Source organism: Pseudoalteromonas sp. 4NS20-0020 (genome assembly GCF_057554385.1).
On the sequence record NZ_BAAJMI010000003.1, the window covers coordinates 495,838 to 522,709 of the forward strand.

General features: G+C 38.4%; 28 protein-coding genes. 9 read left to right on the forward strand and 19 right to left on the reverse strand.

Annotated elements, in window-relative coordinates; genetic code table 11:
* Positions 1 to 3: 3 nt before the first annotated feature.
* Together AC27JL_RS09465 and AC27JL_RS09470 are read right to left on the reverse strand one after the other, a co-directional pair.
* Positions 4 to 822 (reverse strand): M23 family metallopeptidase, encoded by an 819-nt coding sequence (locus tag AC27JL_RS09465; protein WP_487195482.1) that lies wholly within the window; start codon positions 820 to 822, stop codon positions 4 to 6.
* Complete coding sequence (locus tag AC27JL_RS09470) at positions 815 to 1,672, reverse strand: 6-carboxytetrahydropterin synthase (RefSeq protein WP_039036962.1); 858 nt, start codon at positions 1,670 to 1,672, stop codon at positions 815 to 817. The genes AC27JL_RS09465 and AC27JL_RS09470 overlap by 8 nt, the downstream gene beginning before the upstream one ends.
* A gap of 203 nt (positions 1,673 to 1,875) precedes the next feature.
* Here AC27JL_RS09470 and fabA point away from each other — a divergent pair, with 203 nt between their 5' ends.
* Positions 1,876 to 2,391, forward strand: coding sequence for a bifunctional 3-hydroxydecanoyl-ACP dehydratase/trans-2-decenoyl-ACP isomerase (gene fabA / locus AC27JL_RS09475; protein WP_006792937.1), 516 nt, complete (start codon positions 1,876 to 1,878; stop codon positions 2,389 to 2,391).
* A 68-nt stretch (positions 2,392 to 2,459) separates the two neighbouring features.
* On the opposite strand, the gene rmf is transcribed toward fabA, so the two are convergent.
* Positions 2,460 to 2,630, reverse strand: coding sequence for a ribosome modulation factor (gene rmf / locus AC27JL_RS09480; RefSeq protein WP_004586522.1), 171 nt, complete (start codon positions 2,628 to 2,630; stop codon positions 2,460 to 2,462).
* A 365-nt stretch (positions 2,631 to 2,995) separates the two neighbouring features.
* Here rmf and acuR point away from each other — a divergent pair, with 365 nt between their 5' ends.
* Positions 2,996 to 3,631, forward strand: coding sequence for an acrylate utilization transcriptional regulator AcuR (gene acuR / locus AC27JL_RS09485; protein ID WP_487195483.1), 636 nt, complete (start codon positions 2,996 to 2,998; stop codon positions 3,629 to 3,631).
* A 49-nt stretch (positions 3,632 to 3,680) separates the two neighbouring features.
* Positions 3,681 to 4,673, forward strand: coding sequence for an acrylyl-CoA reductase (NADPH) (gene acuI, locus AC27JL_RS09490; protein ID WP_039036960.1), 993 nt, complete (start codon positions 3,681 to 3,683; stop codon positions 4,671 to 4,673).
* A gap of 43 nt (positions 4,674 to 4,716) precedes the next feature.
* Here acuI and AC27JL_RS09495 read toward each other — a convergent pair whose 3' ends face one another.
* Positions 4,717 to 5,283: a hypothetical protein gene (locus AC27JL_RS09495; RefSeq protein ID WP_277054428.1), complete on the reverse strand. Its 567-nt coding sequence runs from the start codon at positions 5,281 to 5,283 to the stop codon at positions 4,717 to 4,719.
* 194 nt (positions 5,284 to 5,477) lie between these two features.
* Here AC27JL_RS09495 and AC27JL_RS09500 point away from each other — a divergent pair, with 194 nt between their 5' ends.
* Positions 5,478 to 5,894, forward strand: coding sequence for a VF530 family protein (locus AC27JL_RS09500; protein WP_006792934.1), 417 nt, complete (start codon positions 5,478 to 5,480; stop codon positions 5,892 to 5,894).
* 136 nt (positions 5,895 to 6,030) lie between these two features.
* Here AC27JL_RS09500 and AC27JL_RS09505 read toward each other — a convergent pair whose 3' ends face one another.
* Positions 6,031 to 6,462, reverse strand: a complete 432-nt coding sequence (locus AC27JL_RS09505; RefSeq protein WP_277054427.1) for a DUF3859 domain-containing protein — start codon at positions 6,460 to 6,462, stop codon at positions 6,031 to 6,033.
* Positions 6,463 to 6,620: 158 nt separating this feature from the next.
* On the opposite strand from AC27JL_RS09505, the gene AC27JL_RS09510 reads away from it, so the two are divergent.
* Positions 6,621 to 7,625 (forward strand): YHYH protein, encoded by a 1,005-nt coding sequence (locus AC27JL_RS09510; RefSeq protein WP_487195484.1) that lies wholly within the window; start codon positions 6,621 to 6,623, stop codon positions 7,623 to 7,625.
* A gap of 3 nt (positions 7,626 to 7,628) precedes the next feature.
* A complete protein-coding gene (locus AC27JL_RS09515; protein WP_288337621.1) occupies positions 7,629 to 8,150 on the forward strand; it encodes a hypothetical protein in 522 nt (173 codons plus the stop codon).
* Positions 8,151 to 8,203: 53 nt separating this feature from the next.
* On the opposite strand, the gene AC27JL_RS09520 is transcribed toward AC27JL_RS09515, so the two are convergent.
* A complete protein-coding gene (locus tag AC27JL_RS09520; protein ID WP_487195485.1) occupies positions 8,204 to 10,015 on the reverse strand; it encodes a protein kinase domain-containing protein in 1,812 nt (603 codons plus the stop codon).
* A gap of 208 nt (positions 10,016 to 10,223) precedes the next feature.
* Between AC27JL_RS09520 and AC27JL_RS09525 the strand changes: the two genes are divergently transcribed.
* On the forward strand, positions 10,224 to 12,239 hold the full coding sequence (locus AC27JL_RS09525) for a TonB-dependent receptor (RefSeq protein ID WP_487195486.1): 2,016 nt from the start codon (positions 10,224 to 10,226) through the stop codon (positions 12,237 to 12,239).
* A gap of 143 nt (positions 12,240 to 12,382) precedes the next feature.
* Here AC27JL_RS09525 and AC27JL_RS09530 read toward each other — a convergent pair whose 3' ends face one another.
* Entirely contained in the window at positions 12,383 to 13,057 is a 675-nt protein-coding gene (locus tag AC27JL_RS09530) for an NADPH-dependent FMN reductase (protein ID WP_277054422.1), read from the reverse strand.
* Positions 13,058 to 13,239: 182 nt separating this feature from the next.
* Between AC27JL_RS09530 and AC27JL_RS09535 the strand changes: the two genes are divergently transcribed.
* The gene (locus tag AC27JL_RS09535) at positions 13,240 to 14,757 is read left to right on the forward strand and encodes a leucyl aminopeptidase (RefSeq protein WP_277054421.1); all 1,518 of its coding nucleotides are present in this window, start codon (positions 13,240 to 13,242) and stop codon (positions 14,755 to 14,757) included.
* Between the two features lie 43 nt (positions 14,758 to 14,800).
* Here AC27JL_RS09535 and AC27JL_RS09540 read toward each other — a convergent pair whose 3' ends face one another.
* The 8 genes from AC27JL_RS09540 to AC27JL_RS09575 form a co-directional block, all read right to left on the reverse strand.
* A complete protein-coding gene (locus AC27JL_RS09540; RefSeq protein ID WP_487195487.1) occupies positions 14,801 to 15,385 on the reverse strand; it encodes a lipoyl domain-containing protein in 585 nt (194 codons plus the stop codon).
* A gap of 137 nt (positions 15,386 to 15,522) precedes the next feature.
* On the reverse strand, positions 15,523 to 16,536 hold the full coding sequence (locus tag AC27JL_RS09545) for a DUF5924 family protein (RefSeq protein WP_487195488.1): 1,014 nt from the start codon (positions 16,534 to 16,536) through the stop codon (positions 15,523 to 15,525).
* A 694-nt stretch (positions 16,537 to 17,230) separates the two neighbouring features.
* A complete protein-coding gene (locus AC27JL_RS09550; protein ID WP_487195489.1) occupies positions 17,231 to 17,782 on the reverse strand; it encodes a cytochrome b in 552 nt (183 codons plus the stop codon).
* 518 nt (positions 17,783 to 18,300) lie between these two features.
* A complete protein-coding gene (locus tag AC27JL_RS09555) occupies positions 18,301 to 18,561 on the reverse strand; it encodes a hypothetical protein (RefSeq protein WP_487195490.1) in 261 nt (86 codons plus the stop codon).
* A 120-nt stretch (positions 18,562 to 18,681) separates the two neighbouring features.
* Positions 18,682 to 19,874 (reverse strand): IS3 family transposase gene (locus AC27JL_RS09560; protein ID WP_487195491.1). Its coding sequence is split into 2 segments (ribosomal slippage): positions 18,682 to 19,566 and positions 19,569 to 19,874, totalling 1,191 coding nucleotides; the frame shifts between segments, so codons are not numbered across the junction.
* 78 nt (positions 19,875 to 19,952) lie between these two features.
* The gene (locus tag AC27JL_RS09565) at positions 19,953 to 20,579 is read right to left on the reverse strand and encodes a DUF3885 domain-containing protein (protein ID WP_487195492.1); all 627 of its coding nucleotides are present in this window, start codon (positions 20,577 to 20,579) and stop codon (positions 19,953 to 19,955) included.
* 82 nt (positions 20,580 to 20,661) lie between these two features.
* Positions 20,662 to 21,096 carry a hypothetical protein gene (locus AC27JL_RS09570; protein ID WP_487195493.1) on the reverse strand — a complete coding sequence of 145 codons (435 nt, stop codon included), beginning with the start codon at positions 21,094 to 21,096 and terminating at the stop codon, positions 20,662 to 20,664.
* 116 nt (positions 21,097 to 21,212) lie between these two features.
* Positions 21,213 to 21,791 (reverse strand): hypothetical protein, encoded by a 579-nt coding sequence (locus tag AC27JL_RS09575; protein WP_487195494.1) that lies wholly within the window; start codon positions 21,789 to 21,791, stop codon positions 21,213 to 21,215.
* Positions 21,792 to 22,074: 283 nt separating this feature from the next.
* Here AC27JL_RS09575 and AC27JL_RS09580 point away from each other — a divergent pair, with 283 nt between their 5' ends.
* Positions 22,075 to 22,962 (forward strand): integron integrase, encoded by an 888-nt coding sequence (locus tag AC27JL_RS09580; RefSeq protein ID WP_487195495.1) that lies wholly within the window; start codon positions 22,075 to 22,077, stop codon positions 22,960 to 22,962.
* 276 nt (positions 22,963 to 23,238) lie between these two features.
* Here the strand turns inward: AC27JL_RS09580 and AC27JL_RS09585 are convergent, their stop codons facing one another.
* From AC27JL_RS09585 to AC27JL_RS09600, 4 genes are read right to left on the reverse strand one after another with little or no spacing between them, the layout of a single operon-like run.
* Complete coding sequence (locus AC27JL_RS09585; RefSeq protein ID WP_487195496.1) at positions 23,239 to 24,009, reverse strand: SDR family oxidoreductase; 771 nt, start codon at positions 24,007 to 24,009, stop codon at positions 23,239 to 23,241.
* A gap of 9 nt (positions 24,010 to 24,018) precedes the next feature.
* Complete coding sequence (gene mmsB, locus AC27JL_RS09590; RefSeq protein ID WP_487195497.1) at positions 24,019 to 24,918, reverse strand: 3-hydroxyisobutyrate dehydrogenase; 900 nt, start codon at positions 24,916 to 24,918, stop codon at positions 24,019 to 24,021.
* 10 nt (positions 24,919 to 24,928) lie between these two features.
* Positions 24,929 to 26,080, reverse strand: a complete 1,152-nt coding sequence (locus tag AC27JL_RS09595) for an enoyl-CoA hydratase/isomerase family protein (RefSeq protein ID WP_487195498.1) — start codon at positions 26,078 to 26,080, stop codon at positions 24,929 to 24,931.
* Entirely contained in the window at positions 26,080 to 26,865 is a 786-nt protein-coding gene (locus AC27JL_RS09600; RefSeq protein ID WP_010557388.1) for an enoyl-CoA hydratase, read from the reverse strand. Before AC27JL_RS09600 ends, AC27JL_RS09595 begins: the two co-directional genes overlap by 1 nt.
* Positions 26,866 to 26,872: the final 7 nt, after the last annotated feature.

Genomic DNA, 26,872 nt, shown 5'->3' on the forward strand with positions numbered 1-26,872 from the left:
TCTCTACTTTTTGTTGGCTAACGTATCTTGCATTAATAAGCCTGGATCAAGGCGTTCGCCTTTCCAGTTAAAGCGCCAATCTAAATGCGGGCCTGTAACTCGGCCGGTTGCACCAATTTCAGCAACTTTAGTACCTTGTTTAACTTTATCACCCACGTTTACATCTAACTTACTTAAATGTATGTAAGTAGAGGTAATACCATGGCCATGATCTAAAATAAGTGTTCCGCCAGAATAATATAAATCGGGTTCTGCAAAAACAACAGTGCCACCAATTGGTGCGTACACCGGCGAACCAGTTTTGTTAGCTATATCTAAACCAAAATGCGCGCGACGTGGTTCACCATTAAAGTAACGCTGGCTGCCATACACACCCGAAATTCGCCCTTGTGCAGGTTTTAATACTGGGTCTAAAAAGTAAGTAAGGTCTGAATTAACAGCACGGGCATTTCTTACCGCAACCGCTTCTCTGCTTATACGTTCACTTACAGATTTAGGCGGAGAAACGTATTTTTTTGCAACACCCGTTATTTTGTCAATGTTGTAATCACGCTTGGTAATAATAAGATTCTGGGTATGCTTTTTGCCATTCGTATCAATCCAGCTAAGTGTATGATTTGCTTTTGCGTCACGGCCAAAACCAAATACAAAATCACCATTTTTTGAAAGTTTTAACGGTGTGTCGTTTAAACTAACAGACTGCACATCACTAAGCTTACCTGTTACTAAGCCCCCTTGAGTAAGGTGCCCTTTTAGCTCAACAGCTAACGAATTTACACTAAATGTTGCTAAAACCAACGCTGATAAAAGTGACTTAAGCATAACTAATTGCTCCTTTGCCTACCCCTTCATACGCGGTTATTTTAACATTTTGTTCAGGGTGCTTGGCTTTAACTTGCCCTGCAATATACCCCGCAATACATTCAACGGTTGTGTCTATCGGTAAAATATCACAGCGCGTTTCACTAATGGCCATTTCGAAATAACCTTGAGCTGATGTATAAGCAAAACAAACATCATTATCTCTTGCGCTAATATGCTTTAAGTTTTGCGGTTCTATTTGGTCTTCACTTGTTGCTAGGTATATATCTTCCCACTGCATTGCCCATTCTTTTTGTAAGCGTGGCATGGAAATACCGTCTAGGCTTATACCTATTTGAGAACGATGACCATGAATAATGCGCTGACAATTACCATCATGTTTTTTAAGACCATGACTATAATGATAATAAAAGCTTTGGCTATGTTCTGGTTTTAACGATAACTCTATTTTTTCTATGTTTGAAGGCAACTTAGGCAAAATAGTATCAACTAAAAATGCAGTTACCGACTCCACATTAATTTCATCGGCATCAATCATACAATAGGCTTGATGCGGTGCACTCATTGCCAAGTGGTGGTTGTCGCCAAAAGTGCAATCAAGTGTTTTGTGCTCATCAAATTCAGTCACTGAACCATTTATGCTATTAGGAATAGCTAAACGGTGATCAATACATTCATCAATAATACCTTTAATTTGTTTTTTAACTAATCCAAAGTCTAACACCATAGACTCGTCGTTAAGTTTACCGTGCAAAGTTAAATCAACAATCCAGCTCTCGCCAACGGCGCCGCGTTTGTTACATAAGTAAGAAAAATCTATCACAGTAAGTGAGTTAACAAAAAGGATCATAAACTTCCTTTAGACTAGTTATAAGACAGCGTTAATTATAATGATTTTTGATTGTAATTGCGCGGTTTTATAAAGCAAAAACCTAACGCATTGTTTGATTGATGATTTAATACTCAATATAGTAGGTATTTAACTGCTCCGAGTTGTTTAGCGTACAAGTGTACGCTAAAGTACGGGCAATTTCTAAGCGAAGATAAAGAGTTATGGAACCTAAAAACAGCTATACAAAAGAAGAATTGATCCTATGTGGTCAAGGTGAAATGTTTGGTGAAGGCAACTGTCGTTTACCTAGCGATAACATGTTAATGATGGACCGCATTACCTCTATAAATGCTGATGGTGGAAGCCACGGTAAAGGTGAAATAATTGCTGAGCTTGATATTGACCCGACCCTTTGGTTTTTTGATTGTCACTTTAAAGGTGACCCTGTTATGCCAGGGTGTTTAGGCCTTGATGCAATGTGGCAACTAGTGGGTTTTTATCTTGGTTGGTCAGGTGGTCCTGGTCTTGGCCGCGCTTTAGGTGTAGGTGAAGTTAAATTTACAGGCCAAATACTTCCAACGTCTAAAAAAGTAACCTACCGCCTTGAAATGAAACGCGTAATTAAACGTAAACTCTTCATGGGTGTTGCAGATGGCACTGTTGAAGTAGACGGCCGCGTAATATATGAAGCCAAAGATTTAAAAGTAGGTTTATTTCAAGACACCACGTCTTTTTAATAGATTTACAATATAAATACAAAAAGGCCTCCAATTTGGAGGCCTTTTTGCTTAAATTTGGGTAATAATTAGGTTTTATACATATTTCGATTTTCAATTGCCTCTCGCCATCCACCTAACCACTCTGACTTTGGATCTATCTGTTGATAAGGGCATAGCTCTTTAGAACGACCTGCTAAACCTGCTTTGAAACCTTGAGAATGAGCTCTTTCTAAACGATCTCTTTTCTGTCTCTTCATCGGTATTATCCTCACCTTTTTTAATTATATATTTTGTAGCATAAGTGAAATCTACAATTAATGAATAGTTAATAAAAATGTAAAGTTCAAATAACAAAAACAATTAAATTGTTTGACATTAACTAAGCTGCTGATGCAAAAATGAATTAACATTTAAAGAATCAACCTGGTCATACCACTACAATAAACAACTTAAGCATCTATCTAAAATCATTAATTACTAAGTCGCACAATTTGTGTATCAACCATAATTATTGACTAATAAAAATAACTGAAGTTCAAACAAAAATGTAATTCATAAAATATTTTTAAACAGATGAATTTAGTACTTGCACATTAAAAGCCGATCGGTCTAATATGTAGCTATGAACAAAAATAATACAGTAACTCCACGACGTGGCCGTCCTCCTAAAATAGCCAGAGATAACGCCGATACAAAAGCGTTACTTATACGTACGGGTTTAGAAACGTTAACAGAGTTTGGCTTTAGTGCCACAGGACTCGATACAATATTAAAAAAAGCCTCAGTACCCAAAGGCTCTTTTTACCATTACTTTAAAAGCAAAGAAGCCTATGGCATTGCGTTGGTTGACGCCTACGACAGTTACTTTATTGCAAAGCTAAACCATTACCTTGATCAACAAAATATTCCCCCACTGGAACGCATAGTAAACTTTACACAAAGTGCCATTAAAGGCATGAGTAAGTTCGATTATAAACGCGGTTGCTTAGTCGGTAATTTAAACCAAGAATTAAATCACTTGAGCGACGAATTTAAAAATCGCTTAATGCAAAGCTACACAGCTTGGCAAAAACAAATTGAAAACTGTTTAAATCAAGCTAAACAGCAAGGCACTATTTCTAAAACTGTAAATACACAATTAATGAGCGAGTACTTTTGGATTGGTTGGGAAGGCGCAGTAATGCGAGCAAAACTTACCAAGTCAAGTACACCCCTAACGTTATACACTGAAATGTTTTTGCGTGCATTACTTACATAATGCACTTTTATTTACCAATTAAAAGACGATCGGTCTAAAAGGATATGATATGAATAACCCAATTAAAGCCATTGTTATTAATAAAGAAGACAATAATTACAGCGCTTCTTTAGCGCAGCTTAACGAAAATGATTTACCTGACGAAAATACCACAATAAATGTGTTGTACAGCACATTAAACTATAAAGACGGTCTAGCCATTACAGGTAAAGGCCCGGTAGTGAGAACCTTTCCGATGGTGCCCGGTATAGATTTAGTAGGCACTGTAACAACCTCCACCAGCGATGAATTTAAAAATGGCGATCATGTTATTTTAAATGGTTTTGGTGTTGGCGAAAAACATTGGGGCGGCCTTGCACAAAAAGCAGCGCTAAATAGTGACTGGTTAATTCCCCTACCCGCTGCTATCAGTCCAAAACAAGCAATGCAAATTGGGACTGCCGGTTATACCGCTATGTTGAGCGTTATAGCACTCGAAAAACAAGGGGTTAAACCTGACGATGGTGAAATTTTAGTTACAGGTGCAAACGGTGGTGTTGGCAGTTTCGCTATTTATCTATTAAGTCAGCTCGGCTATAACGTAACCGCCGCCACAGGACGAGTAGATCAAAGCGAATACTTAAAAGAACTTGGTGCATCTCAAATAATTAACAGAGATGAGTTATCAAACCCGGGGAAGCCACTTCAAAAAGAACGTTTTGCTGCAGCTATAGATTCTGTTGGCAGCCATACGCTTGCAAATATTTGTGCGTCGCTTAAATACGGTGGTGTAGTCACTGCGTGTGGTTTAGCCCAGGGCATGGATTTACCCGCATCAGTTGCGCCCTTTATTTTACGAGGTGTTTCACTTATTGGAATCGATAGTGTTATGCGACCAAAAGCAGACAGAATTGAAGCATGGGAAAGGTTAGCTACATTAGTAAAAGCTGACTATTTAGATAAAATTTCAACAGAAATTACACTCGAACAAGTAATTGAAAACGCCGAGCAACTCATGGAAGGTAAAATTCGTGGCCGCGTTGTAGTTAATTGCCAAGGTTAATTAAATTATAAGCCACATAGTTATATGTGGCTTAAAAGTTTAACTAAGCACCGAATACAGCTAATTTTTCAGCTAATTCTGTTTTAGTAATCAAACCCATTTCTTCTTGTTTTTTAAGCTTGCGAATGTTGTCAAAGTTATCTAGTTTTAAACGTGCTTTAGCTAACTTTTCTTCCATTTCTTCTTTAGATAAAACATCAAGTTTTACTGCTTTTTCTAACTTCTCTTTTTCTTGATCATATTCTTTTTGAAAAATTGCTTTTTCTTGAATTATTATTTGATCTTTTATTTTCTTCTCGATTTCAATAGCTTCATCTTCAAGTTCAATCTTTTTCTCTAAAAGAGGTTCTATTCTTGATAAAGGCTCTTGTAAAGCTACTTCGATATTTTCACCTTGGTTAGCTAAAAGGTTCTGAACATATTTTTTACCAATATCTTTGTAACCAATATTAAGCTGACCTTCGATTGAAGTGATTTCTGAACGAATAGCTGAAAGTTTTGCGTTTTCTTTTGCAGAAGTAGCAATATCACTACTTAGTTTTGATGTAGAGTCACTAATATTTGTGCCAATAGTGCTTGCTTGAGTTTTGATCTTATTAAAAAGTCCCATTTCGTAATATTCCTTAATCTTAAATCCTGTAAAGTGGCATCGTGCCGTATTTTATAAAGCTCTTTAATATTACCGATTATTTAAACACGTGTAAATTTTATCTTTCAATTCATTGTATGTGTAGATTTTAGAGTATCAAAACTTATAGATAAAATTTATAATACACTTTGTATTTTAATAACGAGGCAACACCTATGAGCAACCAAGAACTTTTCAGTAATAATCCACTGCAAGGCGTAAAATTAGAACAAGTGGTTGAAGAGCTGGTTGAGCAATACGGGTGGGAACTCCTGCATGCTTACTTGCAGCTTAATTGTTTTAAAAATAATCCAGATATTAAATCTGCTGTAAAATTTTTACGTAAAACCCAATGGGCACAAGAAAAGGTAGAAAATTTTTACCTATACCGCCTTAAAAACTTGCCTAAACCAGATGATGTTCAGTATGAGTTACCGCCGCGTGATCGTGTTATACCGGCCGATCATAAACCAGGTGAACCTTGTGAACTAAGCTTTAGTGACGCAAAACGCATTCAAGCTAAAAAAGCCACTAAACAACGTGCTCGAGAACGCAAGCAACGGTCTAATCCAAGTAACCCTTGGGGTAATTAAGAGTGAGTTTATAAAGCCAATTTTTATTGGCTTTTTTTATGCCTTGTTGTAACTAGTTCTTAGCGTTGCAGCACTATAACTATGTAAACCGAATAAGTTAGCTTATTTAAACCTATGTTGCCGTTGTGCCTAGGAACTAGTACCCGCGCTTTTTCCAAAAATCTACTTCTGTTTGTTGCGCTTCTAATGCAACATTAAATGTTTTATCTGCAATTATTTTATTATTAAGCGTTAAAGTCATTCGCCATGGGCCTAGCTTATTGCCAATAGGCTCCCACAATGTATCGCCAAGATAAAAGTGCCAATCGTTATCTTTAACGTATTCAACGCCTTCAAAAGGCGGCATAACATCCCCCTCTTCGTTAGGTATGTCTGGGTGGTAAATACAAAAATGCAGTTTTTCACCTTTTGCTTTTTTGATATTTACTATCAGCCCAAATTCTACGTCTATTTCAGCAATCACATCAGTAGTGAATTGCTCAATTTGTGGAAGAGCCTTGCTGTTACTATCCCAAGTTGAATAAATACCATAACTCTGGAGCGTAACGCTGGGTTTTAACTTTGCCATTTATCCAACCTGTACTTACTTATATACCAAAATTTTATAATAAACCGTTGGTTTAGTCTTATATAAAAGTTTACTTACATAATTTTCATTTATATTTGCACATTGCTTGCACAATTACAGAATAATATTTTGATCTCTTTATCAGTGAGTTCAAAGTTATGAGTACATCCCTAATAAATAATATTTCTAAAAATTCAGTCGCACAATTTAAACTAATTGTGTGCTTTACTGCAATCTCATCACTTGTAGCATGCGGTGGTTCTGAGCAAAGCACTTCAATAAGCGACGTAATAACTGATAGCACAACAGTTGACGGTTCAAATACTGATGCAAATGGTTCTACACACAATGTTTTATGTGAGTACGCTTACAACGAATACAACAACGCTGACTCTGTACAAACAACAAGCTCAGCTGACTGGACATGCACAGGCACAACGCGTGACATCATTGCTAATGGAATTCCTGACCACGACGTAGGCACTTTTCCTAATCCGGCTAACCCCAATACCATCGCAGAACAATCAGTAAATGAAAGCTTTACATTAACACCGGTTCAATCATCATCCGCTACAATGATGGGCGGCCCTCGCGGTATAACAGGGCTTGTTTTAAATGGCGTTAAAATCGATGCCGGCACAGGTGGTAGCTGTGATGACTCAGGTGAAAATTGCGACCTAGGTGATAATAGCGGCAACTGGAATATAGAAGCTTTAAGCCAAACTACATTTAGTTTTGGCACAGATGCTAACAATGCCCATGTGCAACCAGATGGGACGTATCATTACCATGGAATGCCAGAAGGGTTTATAACAATGCAAGGCGGTAATGAAACAACCATGACACTAATCGGCTGGGCTGCAGATGGCTTTCCTATTTATGCACGTTATGGTTACTTAGATTCAACCGACGCCACTTCTGAACTCGTTGCAATGACAGGAAGTTACCAACACGTTACCACAGTCAGTACAAACAGACCTTCTACCGACATATACCCATTAGGAACATTTGCACAAGACTGGGAATACGTTGCAGGTTCAGGCGATTTAGATGAATGCAATGGCCGTATTGGCGTAACACCGGAATTTCCAGATGGTATTTATCACTACTATGCAACTGACACTTACCCGTTTTTTCAGCGTTGTGTAAAAGGAGAGCTTTAAGTTATGCGCCTTTCAAAATTAATACATAACATTGGGGTAATTATTATCGCTTTTTGTATATCTCAAAAAACACATGCTCACTTAATAGTTGCACAACATGGCACCCTTAATGTGGTTAAAGAGCATGTGTTTGTTGTGCTGTCGCTTCCTGCGTCGTCATTATTAGGCGTTGACGAAAACAACGATGGGTCACTTTCACTCACTGAATTTAATAAATATCGTAATCACATTAGTAAACAAGTTAAAAAGCACGTGTATTTGTCTGATCAGCAATATCGCTTTTCGATTGAAGGGCTGTTATTACATCCAGAAGTGGCGCACAGCGATAACAATACATTTGTTGATCAAATTACCATTACCGGCAGATTCACACCTCTAATGACAAACAATATAAAATTCAATATTAATTTATTTGCCAATAACCGTAGTAAACAAACTTATAAAATTACCGCTACCAATAAACAGCAACAGCTTATTCATCAATTTGAGCTAGAGCCATTGTCTCCGCATAGTGAGTTATTTTAATGTATTAGGCTGATTTACCAAGCCATATAAAACCCATTACAAAAGCTGACACGTTATACGCATTTTGGGTTTTTAGGAAAGAATTGCTCAGCTTGTTGTGCACACAAATCAAACTCTCGTGTATTTTTATAGGGTAGCTTCATAAAGCCCGCAACGCCCACATCGGTAATGTTTACAGCATATTGCATTAGTTTATTTAACAAACGTTTAAATTCAGCCTCTTTTGTCGAGTCGAGTAGCCTGTAGTAGTGGTGAATTTTCATTCTGTCGGGCAAGGCTTCAAAAATAATACAACCGGTATGGTGTATTTGGTTTAGCTCAAATACACATTTAATAACTTTTTTAGGAAGTTGTAATTGCTCATCGGGATCTTTACCATCTTCAAAGTATGAATGTGGCCGGGTTATTTCGTTAGCTTTAACGCTCACAACTTCATAATCTAGCTCAGGAAGACTATCAAACTTAAATGCACCGGTGCCATCTCGCTCTAATTGAATGGTTTTACGTGCATCAAATAAACAACATTTAAATAGCCCTTTTTGGTTAATTGCTTGGGCTAACATCACTGTATTGTTTATTGAATCTGTAAATGCTTTGCCTAGTGACTCATCGTGCATTATTAATGACGACTCAATAAACAACGATTCATCTTTCCAATGAAAACTAAGCCCTCCTACGGCTGGGTATTTCGCAAGCCGGCTTATGGAGGCCAAAAATGCTTTTTCGGTGTCACCAGTATCAAATAAAAATTCTTTGTAGTATCGGTCTAACTGGGCATCATTTACATCTAGTAACTGTTGGTTATGGTCGGCTTGGCGTAAAAACTGTTTACGCGAGCTATAAACTACGGTATCTGGCGTTTCATCGGTACCGTACCAAAACGGGATAGCGGCTTTTTGCTGTGTTAATTTAAGATCGGGTAAATACGCTTTTGCCATTGTTGGTATATTACGTATAAAGTAATCGCCTGCAGCATCACGTACTGTTTTACTTTTACTGAGCATGCCATCTATAACGTTAGCGAGCTCTTTAGGTAGCCCTAAAGAAATTGCAGGAATAGCCTGCGCACCAAATCGGCAAGACTGTGCAGACGCTAAAGCATATAAAGTTGCTGCAACACCTTGCTCATCAAACCGCGGGGATGATTGCTCACCCGACATTTGCGCTTCGCCTATAAAGTACACATCTCCCATACGCGCATTGGTTGTGCTTAAATCTCCCGACATTAAATCCATAAAGTTACTGGCTACGGGCTCACCGTTACTGTGTAATTGGGCATATACCGAACTCCCCCAATCAACTAAAGATAAAGCGTCTGTTTGCGCATCCCACACCAAGTTTGAAGGTTTTATATCTCCATGCACAATTGGTTGAGCACTTAACCCATTTTTGTGGTTACTTAAATCAAGTAACACATTACGTAATTTAACGGCTAATGCCATTATTTTAGCCGCGCTAAATCGCCCCTCTTTAAGCGACACTTTTTCAAGGTCTTCTCCTATGGCGCGCGCCATCATTAAAATGCCCTGCTTTTTAATGCGCTCAAACGCATAAAATTTAGGCACCAGCGGATTATTTATTTGTGAAAGCATATACGCTTCGTCTTCAAGACGGTCACGTACACTTTGAGCAAGCGTAATCCGTGAAAACTTAAACACCCAAGGCAAGCCTTTGTCGTCTTCACCTGCAAATACAAACCCAAATGCACCTGAGCCAATCATTTCTACATTTTTATAACCAAGCAAAGTAAGTTGTTTAATACAAATATTAAGCCACTGGCGATGTTTTTTAGCATCACGATGCGACAGCAAATATACGGATTGCTCTTCGTTAATGTAAAAATTTCGAATTTCTTTGGCTTTCAATACAGGCTCTCTAATTATGTGATTAATGGTAAGTTTTAACACTCTGATTATTAGTTTTATATAACGACATTACAATAGCACCAATATAGTTTTCAAACTTAAGCCTTATTTGAATAATAAAACACTCAATGTTGCATCCAAAAGGTTTACTTAGTCGTTTTAATTTAAACAGCACTGAATAGTAAACATAATAAATAGGACTTTAAGGATGAAAACATTAGCAATTTTAACTATCGGCACATTATATAGCGGTTATGTACATGCCAATATAGAAAAGCTCACTGTATATGGGCACCGTGATGGTTTAATTGGCGAATCAATCAGTGCCTCTAGCGGCATTATTGGCCAAGGTGAAATTGAGCAGCGCCCAATGTTAAGAAGTGCTGAAATGTTAGAGCTCATACCCGGGATGGCGGTTACTCAACACAGTGGCTCAGGTAAAGCAAACCAATACTTTATTAGAGGGTTTAACTTAGACCATGGGACCGACTTTGCCACAAGTATCGATGGTATGCCTATCAACATGCGTAGCCACGGACACGGCCAAGGTTACACCGATCTAAACTTTATAATTCCCGAATCTATTTCTACCATTAACTATCAAAAGGGTTCATATAGCGCAAGCCAAGGTGATTTTTCAAGTGCTGGTAGTGCACAGTTTAAACTGGTTGATAATGTTAAGCACCAGCAAATAGAACTAAGTATTGGTGAAGATAACTATAAACGCGCGGTAGTACTTGGCTCAACTAACCTTAAAAAAGGCAAACTTATTGCGGCTGCTGAGTGGCAAGGCTACAACGGCCCTTGGGATGACATAAACGAAGACGTAAATAAAAAAAATGCCCTACTACGCTATGTTGGTAAAGCATTTAATGGTGACCTATCAATAAGCGGAATGGCATACGACAACACATGGAACTCAGCCGATCAAATTCCACAGCGTGCTGTTTCGCAAAATTTAATAACACAATTAGGCTCGCTCGACACCACCCTTGGCGGCAGCTCTAGCCGTTATAGTTTATCGGGTAATTGGCAAGGGGAGCATTTGAAAGCCAGCGCTTTTGTAATAAATTACGATTTAAACCTATATTCTAATTTCAGTTATTTTTTAAATGACCCAATTAATGGCGATCAGTTTAATCAGCAAGATAGCCGCAATATTTATGGCACCACTTTAAGTTATCAGTTTGAAACTAAAACATCAGGCATAAACATGCAACACACTGCAGGGCTTGATCTTAAACACGACGATATAGATAACGTTGGGCTTTATAACACTAAAGCCAGAGAGCAGCTAAGCACTGTAAGGCAAGATGCACTCAAGCAAACGAGTTATTCAAGCTTTTGGGAGTCTAAACTTTTATTTACCCAAAAACTAGAAGCAACAGCAGGTGTAAGATACGACTATTTTGATACAAATGTAACCAGTATTACCGCCGTAAACTCAGGTAAAGCAAGTGATGATTTAATCAGTTTTAAAGCAAGCTTAAATTATCGCTTTACTCAATTGCTAGCTGCCTATGCAAATTGGGGGCAATCTTTTCACTCTAACGATGCGCGCGGCTCCACAATAAATATCGATCCAGTAACAGGTGATCAAGCCGAACGAGTCGATCTATTAGTAAAAAGTGAAGGCGCTGAAATTGGATTACGATTTGCTGATGAAAAAAAATATAATATGTCAGCTGCGCTTTGGTGGTTAAAACTCGACTCAGAACTATTGTTTGTCGGAGATGCTGGTAATACAGAGCCAAGTGATGCGTCTAAGCGGTATGGGTTAGAAATGAGTGCCTATTACTGGATTAACGAGCAATTTAATATTGATTTAGAAGCCTCGTTTACACATTCTCGCTTAGATATAAATGACAATAACAATTACATAGAAGGCGCTGTACCCGTTGTAGCAAGTACAGGTTTAAATTGGCACTTAAGTAAACAATGGCAATCATCGATCAGGGTACGCCATATTGGTAAACGCACATTAACAGACGACGGTGATAAGCGCTCAAACCCGCTAACGGTAGTTAATAGCTCTGTGAGCTATAAGCAAACCCATTGGAAAGTAGACTTTGAATTACTTAACTTGTTTAACAGTACCGACCACGATATAGATTACTATTATGCATCGCGTTTAGCTGGTGAGCCCGCACAAGGCGTTGAAGATAATCATTTTCACCCTATTGAGCCAAGAACTGCACGCCTAACACTTAGTTTATTGTTTTAGTATTTATTAACGCAACAGCTATGCTGTATATAAATGCAGTATAGCTGTAAATTGGTACTTATTTGCTCAATTTCACCTAACCGGTTTCTCTACTCTTTGATGACCCAAACAGTACAAATACATATAATTTAAATTACAATAACTTAATTAGTAGCTGTTTTAGGCGCATTTCGCTGCGCGGGGTTTGTTTTAAAGCTTGCAATCATATTATGAGGGTTTTTACATTCAGCCTGTATTTTAGCGGCCTCAGCCCACCATATTAATTGATTAAATGTACGAGAAAAATAGTTAAACCACGAGGTCTGATCATCATCAGTAGCAAACTCTCCAAGCTCGTTAAACACATCCTGTGCCTTTGGAACATGAATCATCGACGATACTGGTAAACACCCAAGTTCTGATAAAAAAGTGCGCATACTAATTGCGGCACGAACCCCACCCCACTGCCCAGCAGAATAAGAAACAATCGCACTGGGTTTATACGAAAACAGTGAACTACCAAAATGATTGAGAAGATCAGCTAATGCAGGGCTCATAGAGTGATTATATTCAGGGCTGATCATTATGTAGCCATCAGCAGATTTAATTTTATCGGCCAAATTGTTAAGTTTAGTGGGGGCATTGTGCTGTTTATATGCAAAGTGAGGTTTAAATACAGCGTCGTTTGGGTAATCTAACGCATCAATTATTTCAAATTCATGTTCACTAAAGTGTGACTGCAAACACAATAAACATGCTTTACTAACTCTACTTCCAAGACGTACTGGTTTAGGGGGGGAGCTCTCACGCACAGTGCCTAAAAACAATAAAAACTTCATAATATAACTCCATGTAAACATTTTGTTTTACATTAAGCCTAGTATCACCGACATGCAAATAAATTTATAACGTATTTTTTATGCCGTTATACGTCGCTCTTAATTGCCGTTTCAGCTTATCGCACTTAACTAAGTACTCAAAAATAGGTAAAAAACAGTTTTAAGTTAATCTTAGGTGAACGATGAAACACATAATTAAGGCCTCTCTCTTAACACTGGCGCTAAGCGCTAGTTTAAATACACACGCAGCACAGTTTTCGTTTTCTTCTAAAGTAGACAACGATGCACACACATTAATTGTGTTTTATAGCCAAGATGGAAAAAACAACCAATTTAAAAACCTCGACAAACAATTTAATGGACAGCTGCAACGTATAATTGATGTTGAAAACTTTGAAGGTAAATACGCCAAAACAACACAGCTGATTGCCCCACTTAATAGTAACTACAAACGTATATTAGTTGTCGGAACTGGTAAACAGAACGAGTTAAATAAAGCACGCATTGCTAAATTAGGCGGAAACGTGCACGCTCAATTAGTTAAATATAAAGCAGATACCGCCAATGTATTATTTGACGATGTAACGGGTGTTGATGCAAACCATTTACTAGCTGCAAACTTTGCGCATGGCGCAAACCTGCGTGACCATCGCTTTGAAAAATACAAACAAACACCTAGCACGCAAACAGTGACTTACTCGTTTGATGTCGATAGCACAAAAAAGACGAAAGCGACGTATAAACAGCTAGAAAGTATTCAGGCCGGTGTATTTTTAGCACGCGATCTTACCTCTGAAGTAGCCACTGAAATGACGCCAGTTGATTTTGCAAATGCTGCAAAAGAGCTTGAATCGTTAGGCGTGACCATTACAGTTTTAAAGCCTGAACAACTTAAAGAGCTTGGTATGGGCGCATTAGAAGCCGTTGGCCGCGGTAGCGATCAGGGTGCTCGCTTAGTCGTTGCACATTATAAAGGCTCTAACGACGATCCCGTTGCATTAGTAGGTAAAGGTATAACATTCGACTCGGGCGGTTATAGTATTAAAACAGGTGCATCTATCGCGCGTATGAAATCAGACATGGCAGGCGCTGCAGCTGTACTCGGTACGGTTAAAGCAATGGCTATGGCCAAAGCCGACAAAAACGTTGTAGCTGTAATGGGCATGGCGGCAAATATGGTTTCGCAATTTGCAGTAGCGCCTGGCGATGTTGTTCGAACAGCTGAAGGCTTAAGTGTTGAAATACTCAACACCGACGCCGAAGGCCGTTTAGTTTTAAGTGATGCAATGTGGTATGCACGTAAGCACTTCAACCCAAGCATAATGATTGATGTGGCTACACTTACTGGTTCAAAAATTCGTGCCGTTGGTAACGAGTATGCGGCAGTTTTCTCAAAAGACGACACACTCGTAAATCAGCTAACACTTGCTGGCGAGCAGGTAAACGAAAACCTATGGCGTTTACCATTAGGTTATAAAGATATGCTTAAATCAGACATTGCCGACATAACAAACGTAGGGTCTGGCGGACCTGGCGCAACCACTGCAGCAACGTTTTTAGAGCATTTTGCGGGTGAAACCCGTTGGGTTCATATTGATATTGCAGGTAATGCGTTAGTTAAAAAAGGAAAAGGTGAACTATCACCTGGCGGCACAGGCTATGGTGTACGCTTGTTAAGCGAATGGCTATTAGCTAACTAATTTTATTTTACGCCAAAAGCCCACGCTTTTGGCGTTTACTCCACTAATTAAATAAAAAGTGACTCGCTGTTACACCAATAATAATGCCTACCACTAGTACAGCAACCGTATAAAACACCCCTTTACTCTCACCAGTATGGCTTACTTCTTGAGGTAGCTGTGCATTGGTGTCTATTTTAGACTCTGTATGTGGCGTATCATTATGTTTATCCAAGCAAGCCTGTTTGGGATCATCAATCGTTGCATCTAGATTTATTATTTCATTATGAATGGGTGTTTCAGTGACTGAGCTCTGAATATCATGGGTGTTAATTTGGTCTGCGTCGCTGGTGTTATTTTGAAATGCAGGTTTATCACTCAAAGGGGCTTGTATTAACTCCTCAGTTACTTCGTCATATTCAAACTGCATCACCACTTGGTTTGAGCTAACCTGTTCACCTTCATTTATATTTATCTTGGTGACAACTCCGTTAGCCATGGCAACAATTTCAAGAACAACTTTATCAGTTTCCACATCAAGTAATGTGTCATCTTTTTTTACGTGTTGCCCCTCAGTCACATATATTTTTGTAGCCAAAGCAGACATTGTTGGTTCGGGTATATGAGGTATTAAAACATCACTGTTCATCGTTCTTCCTTGCTTAATAAATGTAATAAATTTACTAATACAGCCTATCAAGCCCTTTGATAGTTAACAATAATTTTTTAATACGTACAGTCCCTATTTATTTATTTATGCTTAAGCACATTTTTGTGCAACTTGTTTTAATGCGTCACCGTAAATTTAGTTAAACCAATTAACTGGCCTGATTCAGTCATAACCTTAACTTGCCATTTTCCTGCCGCGTTTTGTGGAAAATTTACTTTGTGTGTCCATGCTCTATAACCACTTTTACGCCCACCGCTGATATTAAGCGCTATTTTATCTACCTGCTTTTTATTGTGTGTCCATACATGAAATATCTTTTCGTTTAACCCTCGCGGTGCTTTTACCGCTGTCCATGTATAAAGCCCTTTTGCGTGTAACGAGCGTTCATTTAACGAGTTAATATTTCCTATCGGTTTTTTACTTTGCTCATTTACCTCATGCGCTAATGTAATGCTTGTTAGGTGCAGCGCGGCAGGTGGGACAAAGCTTTTTAATTGCCATATGCCTACACTCAAAATGAATAAAATTATTGCTAAAATAGGTAAACGCCACCATGGCGCATTAGGCATTAAATTAGTAAGACTAGGTAATGTTAATACAACGGCTATAACTAGTGCAGCAGCTAAACTTTGGCTGGTTGTTAAGCTAAACAAAATAGGCAATGTAACAAGTAAAACTACAAACAAAGCAAAGTTATGAAACACCGTAAATAGCGTTCTATTTTTAGCTAATTTTTTGTAATAGAAGGGATCAATAACCGATGCAACCGCACACAAAATAATAAGTGATGTAAATACTGCTTGAGGATGGTCCCACTGGGTAACAACTAAAAAAAATGGCAGCGCAAAAAACAAACTCTCTTGCTGAATCATTTGTAGAGCAAAGCGTGTTACATTAGGTGAAACACTCACACCAAATCTTTCTTCAACTTTATCACGAAGCCAATTATCTACAATTAACCACAACCAGCTTATAAGTAAAACTAAAGCAACAACTTGCGCAAACGACTCCTTCCTATCAACAAGTACGTAGCTTGCAATACCAGAGCAAAACGCTAAAACAGCCAATAAGCCCGGTCGTTTTTGCATTGCATTAATAAATTGAGTAATCAACGATTTTATTTTGTTCATTTGTTCGCTTTGTAAGTACCAAATGCACTTTATTATTATGAAGTTAGTTATAACAGATTAGCTAAACAAAAATGAACAGAACATAGATAGCCCAATAATATTTTTAATATTGAGAAACTAAATAAGAGCGCGGGACTATTTTGGTAAATTGTTTATGTGGCTCAATTACAAATTATGCAAATAAAATCTATTGTACACTCACAAAACCAACGCAGTTTATAAGGACGGTATTAGTAACAAATATTCAGGATTAATATAAAGCGTTTTAACTAAGGCCTTTGAGAAATTAAACGGTAAATGTTGTTCAAACAAAGGCCCAACTAAAAAAACCACGTTATTGATTAGTGGTAGAGCTTTTTTTAAATTGAGATAAACCCCAAAATAGTATGCCAGTGCCAGCACATGAAAGAAAAAAGAATAACCCCAAACCTAAAGGGGAACCCCAGTTTAAAATATGATATAAAAATTCCATACCCTTGCCTTCAAAAATTGAATTTAGCAAACATTAACCCAATAATTATAAAAATACTAACTAAAGCTTTTAAAGCTAAAAGAGCAACATTTGGTTCTTTGCAACTAACGCAATCAAATAGTTTAATTTAAAAAACGCAACGTTTAAGGATGTACCAGCTAAATATCAGTCACCAAACATTAAAGGCAAATTTAAAGGTCGGCTCCGTTCATTTTATTATTTCTAGTATTTTGGCAAACGCATTCGCGATACCGTATTATCAGCCAAAACATAATGGTGAAATAAAGCCGCAGCCGCATGTAAACCTATTACGTAATAACCCACTTCCCCTGCGATTTCATGTATCTCTTTAATACTTTTAGCAAGTTCAAAGTTTTGAGAGGCCAACGCAGGCAACTCTAAACCAAAAAACGGGATGGGTTTACCTGCTAAACTCAAAATTAACCAACCAGCTATAGGCATAGCAAACATAAACACATACAGCGCAATATGAACAAATGTAGCTAATTTATTTTGCCACTTTGCAGGCTCAGGTTGTATGGCAGGTGCTGCACCACCCACCAGACTCGCAACTAACCTCACACTAACTAAAGCTAGCACAGATAAACCCAACATAAAGTGCCACATTTTAAAGGCATCACGGGTTTCAGTGCCTTTATCAAATAATTCACGTAGTTCTATACTGCCGTAAACAGTGACAATTAAAATAAACATAAGCCAGTGTAAGGCCATAGAGAGTGTATTGTAATGAGTCGTTGTGTTTTTAAAATTCATAATAACTCCTAAAAAACGAATTAAAGTTAAAAGCTCACTTATGCGTATGAGTATATGTTTACAGGCTAACCTTTAATCATTTTCTTTTTGATGATCTGAAACATAGAATGAGTTACAAACTAATGAGTTACTAAGTCAAATTAATGGTTTAATGATTCTGGAATTTAAGTATTAGTTACAATAACTGAGCAAACTTAAAATAAACTTAAAATAAACTTAAATACTAGGCATAAAAAAACAGCAACCTAAAGTTACTGTTTTAAAAAATCAACGTGTGTTTAAAAGTAATAAACCGCTAAAATTGAATGAGTTTCTGAGTCTTCAGTCTTTGTTTGCTAACCAATACTCGTACAGTTCGCTCTTTGATGTCTGAAGTCAAGATTTGACCCCTTTGGTTCATATGTTCCCTTTAAATATAACGCCCTGTTAATGGGCAAAATATAGTTGGCTAAAATAAGCGACGAAGGAGCAAATACCAACTGTATTTTTTCCTTGTTAAACAGCTTGTTATGTGTAAATTACTTCTGTTCTTCTAAATGTTTTTTTACGTAATATTGTTCATTCTTTTTATATGCAGCCCACAAGGCATAAAAAACAATTGCCGAAACTAGTAAACCTTTAACGTTTAAATAATACGAGCCAAAAAATCCTGCTACTGAAAAGCCAAAATCGGGTATTAACGCAAAGCTAACAACAAACAAAAAGCCAGCAGTTAATACTGCACTAAATACACCAGTAAATATAACTTTGAAACTTTTCTTAACTTCGACTTCGCTCAAAACATACCTTTACACATAACGCCCTAAAAATGGGCAAAATTGTTGGCTAAAATGTTGAGGAACGAAAACAGCCACTGTTTTTTGTGATCTTCACCCGATAAAGTGGACACCGTCCACGTTTCAATTAACTGCCGATTCAAACTCGGCAGGTGATTTATATCCTAAACTCGAATGCAATCGCTGTCTATTGTAAAAGTAATTTAGGTAAACCTTTAATTTTGATAATAGTTTACCGCTACTCTCAAATTTATTTCCTCGAATTAAGTCTGCTTTAAGCGAATGAAAGAACGACTCGACTTCTGCGTTGTCAGTACAACACCCAGGCCTATTCATACTGGCTTTGATGTTTTTGCTAGCCAAATACTTTTGTACAACGTGAGCACGGTATTCTGCACCTCGGTCAGTGTGAAATAATACACTTTCTGTTGGCTGTCGTTTTTTTATCGCAAGCCTTAGCGCCTTTAACGTAAGCTCCGTTGTTTTGTTTTTACCAAACGCCCAGCCGATTACTCGACGTGAATATAAGTCGATAACCACTGCAAGGTAATGCCAACGAGCCCCGACTTTTAAATACGTAATATCGCCAGACCACTGTTGGTTGATTGCTGTGGCCTTTTCACTATCTTTGCGTTTATTTTCTATCTCTTTATAAAAGAACTTAACCTTCGCCGGTTTACTGTAAGTCTTAAGCGCCCTAGCTCTTAAACCGTTTTCTCGCATTAAGCGGGCAACACGTTTTTGGCTTGTGTTTACACCTTCTTTTTTTAGCGCATGAAATACGCGTGGGCTACCATAGGTTTGATGATTGACATTGAAGACGTGTTTTATCTTCAGCAACAAATTAGCATCTGACAGCGCTCTAGCTAACACTGTACGCTCACGCCAAGCATAGAACCCACTACGCGACACATTAAGCCAAGAACACAAGTATTTGACGCCTAAGGCTTGTCCGAACTTTTGGATGAATCCAAATCGTTCTGATGTACTTCCGCCAGATACCGTTGCCACTTTTTTAGCAGGTCATTCTCCTGCTTGAGACGCTCATTTTCTTTCTTAAGCTTTTGAATGTTATCCAGCTCTTTTTTTGTTGGGAGTTTACTCATTGTTTTGTTGTTGCTTTGATGGCGCGGCGTGTTTTTAAACTTACCTTCTCGATACTCTTTTCGCCAACGACTAAGCATTAACGGATGAATATCCAGCGCCTCGGCAACGTCCTTTGACATGACATCGTCTCGTAAGCTTAGTTCGACTGCTTTGATTTTGAAATTAACGGGGTAAAACCAAGTCTTTCTAGGTTGGGTATATCTAGGCATGTTAGCCTCCTCAAAGTGATGAGGAGGTGTCCACTAAAACGGGTGAGGAGCATTGTCCTTTTGAATGACTTGTTATATTCACGAGAACATCTTGTCGATGCTTTCACGATCGTAATCAAGTATCAAATTATTATGACTTTTATACAGACCATTTAACGATTCTTTGTTATTCGAAACTATATCCATACCGCGATCATCATAGAGGTTTAATACTAGCTGCTTTGTTCTATTTATGAAGTAACACTCACCATTACACTGAGGCTTTAAGCTAGGAAAGTCAGTATTAATTGCAGCTTTAAATAATTGAACCGTATCTATTTCAGAAGCCGTGATACCTGAAATGGTAACTCGTTTCCAACATTCACATTTGTAATCTAAATCTTCTGAATAGATATCTCTGTGATCAGATAAATCAATATTGGCATTAGCAAGTGATTTGACTTGTTTGAATATAAAGCTACGTTTCTTTATTTTTCGACGGCCGTCAGAAAAAATTTGATACACGATCTCAATGTTATCACTTGGGTCGAATACGCCTTGGAAAATATTCATTGCCCTTTCTAATGCTACGGAAAAGTATTTTCTATTTAGTTTTTTATTCTCATCGTTCCATATTTCTTGGTCTGATGGACCTATTTCAAATCTCAGCCCAAAAGGAGAATTATAAAAAAGAGGACGCTCTAATTTGATATCTGGTTCATCCATTTACTCGATACTACCTTAGTGAATATAACGCTTTAAATAAGCGGTTTTGGCCGCTCTTGCCAAAATCCGCTTGATGTATTTGTTATGTTGCATTGTTTAATACAGCCTCGGTTTTGCCTAGTGGCTCACAGGCAACTTTCCTCAATTGCCTGCCGAATTGATTGACCCCTTCTGGCTCAGCTCGGAGATCAAACGACGCTTTATAGTTTTGGGTTCTCGCATTTGTAAAGCTAACGATATGGGCGATTTCAATAGCTAGCAAGATATGTCCTGAACCATCGGTACGAAAGCCTGAGATTGAAAAGTAAGAGATGCCATCATTTTTTCCTGTTGAAAAGTTAAAAGAATCCGACAGTTTCTGTGGAAAAACCTCTAAAATTTCAGCTAGCTCTAAAATATTATCACGATTTGTATAACAAGCAGCTTCCCCAGTGAATTTTCCATTAGAGCCATAAACTTTTACTTCAAATAAAGATTCATCTTCCCAAATCGAAGAAATAACTAAATTACTTTCCATGTTACTCCCGCAACATAACGCTGCATTAAGCGGTGAGTAATAGTTTGCTAAAATGTGAAGCGAAGCGGAACCGAGCAAACTGTTGCGAGTCCAGCTTTAATGCCTTGTTATAAGAACTAATACGCCGTAAGTTCAATATTATTGAAAAACTCTAGCGCTACATTGTCCAAGCTTTGTGGAAACTCCTTATTATCTGAGCGATGTGATACTTCCATTAATAAAGCTGTAGTTTGATTTAAGTTAGTACGACAAATATAACCTTGATTTTTAAAGTATTGGAAGTCTTTTGACTCTAGCCCCTTGTCTCCGTGGTCTTCGGCAACACCACTATACTTTAAGCAAGGACGCCCTTTAAATGTGAGCGTTTCATAATTTAATTCAAGTTGTTTAAAGCGAGCTTTGTTATCAAAGGTTTTTCTACTCTCAATAACTTTGTCAAAGAATTCTTTGTCTGTAGGAAATTCACCAATCCAGTAAAGGTAAGTATTTGCTATAGCAGTTTCAGATTTGTCGGAATATTCTTTACCAAAAACTACACTTGGATCAGTGTGTTTCATCAAATACCAGTTTGGCTCACTAGGCGAAGTAACTTTAGCGCCTACATGATTATAGGTCTGGCTAATGCCAGCTTTGGGCATCGTTGAAACACACCCAACTAAACAAGCAGAAAATATAGTAATTATTAGATATTTCACCGATACATCCTTGTTCTTATAACAGCTTTATCAGAGGACACTTTCCTCTTTTTATGAGCAATGCATGTCCCCTTAATTGTTTTTTCATATTAATAACAAATCCTGTAACACATTGCCAGCTTTAAACTTTAAGTCAGGCTGCTCTTTTAATTATATGCAGGAAAGAGGAAAACGTCCTCATTTCTTGACTTAGGAGGAAAAACGCCAACACTGTATGTACATACAGCTTATTGAGATTTAAAATGAAAACTAAAGCCCTTTTCTTAATAGTATTATCAACTATATGTATAGCCATCACTATGCTAAAAAATATATTGAAACTTATGTATTTTGGATTACTGCCTATATCCATTTTCATAATAAGCGGCACCCTACCAGTATGGGCAATAATGAAGTAGAAATATTTTTAAATCACTTAACAGTCACTAAAAAAGTGGCAGCGAGAACACAAGCAACCGCTTTAAATGCACTTGCTTTTTTATATAAACATATTATTAAGAATGAGCTTTCATTAGATTTAAATTTCGTTAAAAGTAACCGCCAACAGAAACTGCCTGTCGTACTTACACAGACGGAGGTATCGCTATTTTTTAGAAATATAAATAAACGACATTATTTGATAGCAAGCCTGCTCTATGGAAGTGGTTTACGGCTGATGGAAGCAGTAAATATAAGAGTTCATGATATTGATTTCGACTATAAAAATATACGCATTTGGAACGGCAAGGGTAATAAAAATCGTATTGTGACACTTGCTGAAGAATTAATACCAATGCTAAGAAATCAAATAATTCAAGTTGATGAATATTTAGAGTTAGATTTAAAAAATGATGCGTACGCCGGTGTATGGATACCTCATCGATTTAGTAAAAAATACCCAAGCGCTAATAAGTCTTTACAATGGCAGTTTCTGTTCCCATCACATAAATTAAGTACGGACCCTGAAACAGGAGAAATAAGACGTCACCACTTAGATCATTCAGGGGTAAGAAAGGCTGTTAAACTGTCTTCAACAAAAGCACATATTAATAAACACGTTACCCCACATACTTTGCGACACTCATTTGCTACGCATCTACTGCAAAGCGGCGCTGATATTCGTACAGTACAAACACAGCTAGGTCACAACGATGTGCGTACAACACAAATAATACCCGCTGCATTGAATTAGTGAGCAATTATAGCGACAGATAAATAGCTCAGTAACAAGGCAAAAACTTAGTTATATAGTTTATCTACATGAGAAGTTTTTAACGCAGTTAATGAGTTATTTAGAGCGCTAAAATGATCAACGTTTTAATACAGCGGATATCCTACTCATGTACTACAACAAGGTGCCAACGGGGTTGTTAGCCCTTTTTCAAGATTATAAATCTCCCCGATTTAAAACAAAAAAGCACAGCCTATAAGCGCCATGCTTTTTAAATTCAAACGTAAAAAACTTAATTTACAAACGAATACCGCCGTCTATTTCAACCACGCGACCGGTGAAAAAGTCGTTTTCGATTATGTACTGTGCGGTATGGGCAATTTCGTCGCTTTCACCCAAGCGCCCTACGGGTGTTACCGCAAGCATACGTTGTTTGGCTTCTGGCTTCATGGCGTCGGTCATGGCGGTGCTTATTACACCTGGTGCAATAGCGCCTACGCGTATACCAAAACGGCCAAGTTCTTTAGCCCATGTGGTGGTAAGTGCCACTACACCGGCTTTTGATGCCGCGTAATTTGTTTGGCCTATGTTACCCGCGCGCGCTACGCTCGACATATTAACTATGACGCCGCCTTTGCCTGATTCAATCATGTGGCTTGCAGCTTCGCGCCCTGCTAAAAATACGCCGGTAAGATTAACATCAATCACTGATTGAAATTGCTCTAGCGACATTTTTTTAACCACTTTTCCGTCTTTAGCTTTTATGAACATGCCGTCACGCAAAATACCAGCGTTGTTAATAAGCACACTAATGTGGCCAAAATCATTGTTAATGGTACTAAATACGTTTTCTACTTCACTTTCAACAGTCACATTAACAGCGTAACCTTTAATTATACCTTTTACGCCTTCAAGCTGGTTTAGTTGCTCGCATGCGTTGTTTAATAAATCTTGTGCCATGTCAATAAGTGCAATATTTGCGCCCATAGCTGCAAACTTTTGCGCCATAGCGAAACCTAAACCTTGCGCCCCACCTGTGATTACTACCGTATTATTTTTAATTTCCACGGTTTACTCCTACTTCGAAAACAATTTAAATATGGCGCTAAAGTCATCACTGCCTGCACCTTGATGCTGAAGCATAGTGTACAAGTTTTTTGCCATTGAACCCATTGGTGTTGATGAATTACTTTGTTGAGCCGCTTCCATGGCAAGACCTAAATCTTTTGCCATTAAGTCAACCATAAAACCTGGCTTATAATTATTACTAGCCGGTGCTGTCTCCATTACATCTGGACACGGATTATATAACTCTAATGTCCAATTTCGACCTGAGCTTGCAGTCATAATATCGCTCAGCACTTTTGGATCTAACCCATTATTAATACCCATTTGAATGGCTTCACTTGTGCCTGCCATTAATATGCTAAGCAGCATGTTGTTGCATATTTTTGCAACTTGACCTGCACCAATATCGCCAGCATGAAATATGTTTTTACCCATATCTACTAATACGGTATTTGCTTTTTCGAATGCGGTTTGTTCACCACCCACGATAAACGTAAGCGTTCCTGCCGTTGCCCCGGCTACACCACCTGAAACCGGTGCATCAACAAACCGTATACCTTGCTCGTCAAGTGCATTTCCTACAACGCGTGCCGATTCGGCATCAATTGTAGAGCAGTCAATCACTAAGGTATTTTCGCTTAAAACCTCAATTAGTCCATTGTTATCGTTATTACCTAAGTATAGCGATTTAACATGCTTGCCTGCAGGTAACATGCTGATCAGAACGTCGGCATTGGTGGCACATTGCGCTGCATCAACGCCCGCTTTAGCCCCCTGGCTAGCAAGTTCACTTACGACCGACTGGTTTAAATCAAAAACAGTGACTGTGTGCCCCGCTTTTACTAAATTTGCCGCCATAGGGCCGCCCATGTTTCCTAATCCGATAAAACCAATATTAAGTTTAGTCATCGTCTTTCCTTTATTTTTGTGTTGCCGTGTCTAGGTCATCAAGTGGATGACTAGTGCCGTAACGATTATCAAAAAAGCTATTAACTACGCTACTTGGCACATCATGGAGTGTTGGGTATTGCCAATTGGGAGCACCGTCTTTATCGATTAACAGTGCTCTAACGCCTTCTTGGAACTCACCTACTTCACCGGCTCTTACCGACATGCCTAGTTCCATTTTAAAGCAGTCTAAAAGGGTTTTACCTTCACTTGCTTTAAGCTGCTCACTGACCAATGCACAGCTGAGTGGGCACCCATGTTTTAACGATTTTTGCGCACGTTGCAACCACTTATCATCAGTGTTTAAATTTAATAAATAATCTACTTGCTCTTGCAATGAGCCAAAACTGCCTAGTGTTTGAATTGTTTTTAAATTAGCGCTAACGTTTCCTATTGGCATATCGTCAGACTGCGCGTTTAACTCATTTAGTAAATTAGTTAGCACCGTGTGGTTTTCGCTTGCACTCTTACTCCAGCTTGTAGCTAAAATAGTGTTTAGCATGTCGTTGTATTTACCGCTGTCAATAAAGTGATCGGCAAGTGATACAAAACACGCATCGTCGCAATTAATAGACGCTGACGTTAACCCTAAAAACAAGCCAACACTTTTGGGCATTTTATGCAAAAAATAGCTGCCGCCTACATCGGGGTATAAACCTATTGTTTGTTCTGGCATTGCAATACGTGAGGTTTCGGTAACAACACGGTGGCTTGCGCCAGCCATTAGCCCTAAACCGCCTCCCATTACAATCCCGTTTCCCCAAACAAGAATAGGTTTAACGTAGGTATGTATAAGGTAATCGAGCTTATATTCTTGGGTAAAAAACTCTTCAACTAAGCTTGTTGGTTCACCTTGTGCCATTGCATGATGAAGGCTTACTACATCGCCACCAGCACAAAACGCTTTTTCTCCTGCCCCTTTTAAAATAACCATTGCGATGGCATCGTCGTTTGCCCATGCCTTTAGTTGAGGAGTAAGCAATTTGATCATGTTAAAATTAAGCGCATTTAACGATTTAGGTGCGTTTAGTGTAATAAGCCCAATTAAACGGCCGTTGGCTGCGGTTGCCGTCTCAAAAAGTACTGAATCATCCGCTTTATTTAATAAGGTTAAATCACTCATTAGCCATTTACCCATTTTGCTTTGCGCTTTTCTAAAAAGGCATTTACGCCTTCTTTTTGATCATCAGTATCAAATAAACCAACAAATAGTTCGCGCTCTAATGGTAAAACGCTCGCCATGGGTTGGTGGCGCCCTTTTTGAATCAATGTTTTACATGCCGCAACCGAGCTAGGGCTTTGCTCGCTTACTTGGTTTGCAAGATTAAGCGCAGCAGCAAAACTCTCACCTTGGCCAACAACCTCTTCGACTAATCCAATGTGTAGTGCCTTATCAGCTTTTAAGCGCTCGCCGCACAAAATCATGCGTTTAGCCCAGCCTTCGCCCACTAACCATGCTAAATTTTGCGTGCCACCTGCACACGGCAATAAACCGACTTTTGCCTCAGGGAGTGCCATTTGCGCTTGTTGTTCAGCAACGCGTATATCACACGCTAATGCAACCTCTAAACCGCCGCCCATCGCATAGCCATTAATAGCAGCAACCGACACGCCTCTAAAATTAGTTAATGCTTCAAACGCTTCGCCAAATACACGCGACATGTCTGCAGCAATACCTTTGTCACCACTTGCAAATACATTAAGGTCGGCGCCTGCGCTAAAAAACTTATCGCCTTCACCCGTTAGCACTAAGGCATAAATGTTTTTATTGTTATTAAGCGCGTTAACTTTATTTTTTAAATCAATTAAGGTGTCTTTTGTCCAGGTATTCGCTGGCGGGTTAGACATCGTTAAAATAGCAACATGGCCTTCGGTTGTTAACTCAATGCTTGGTTTTGATTCAGACATACCGTGC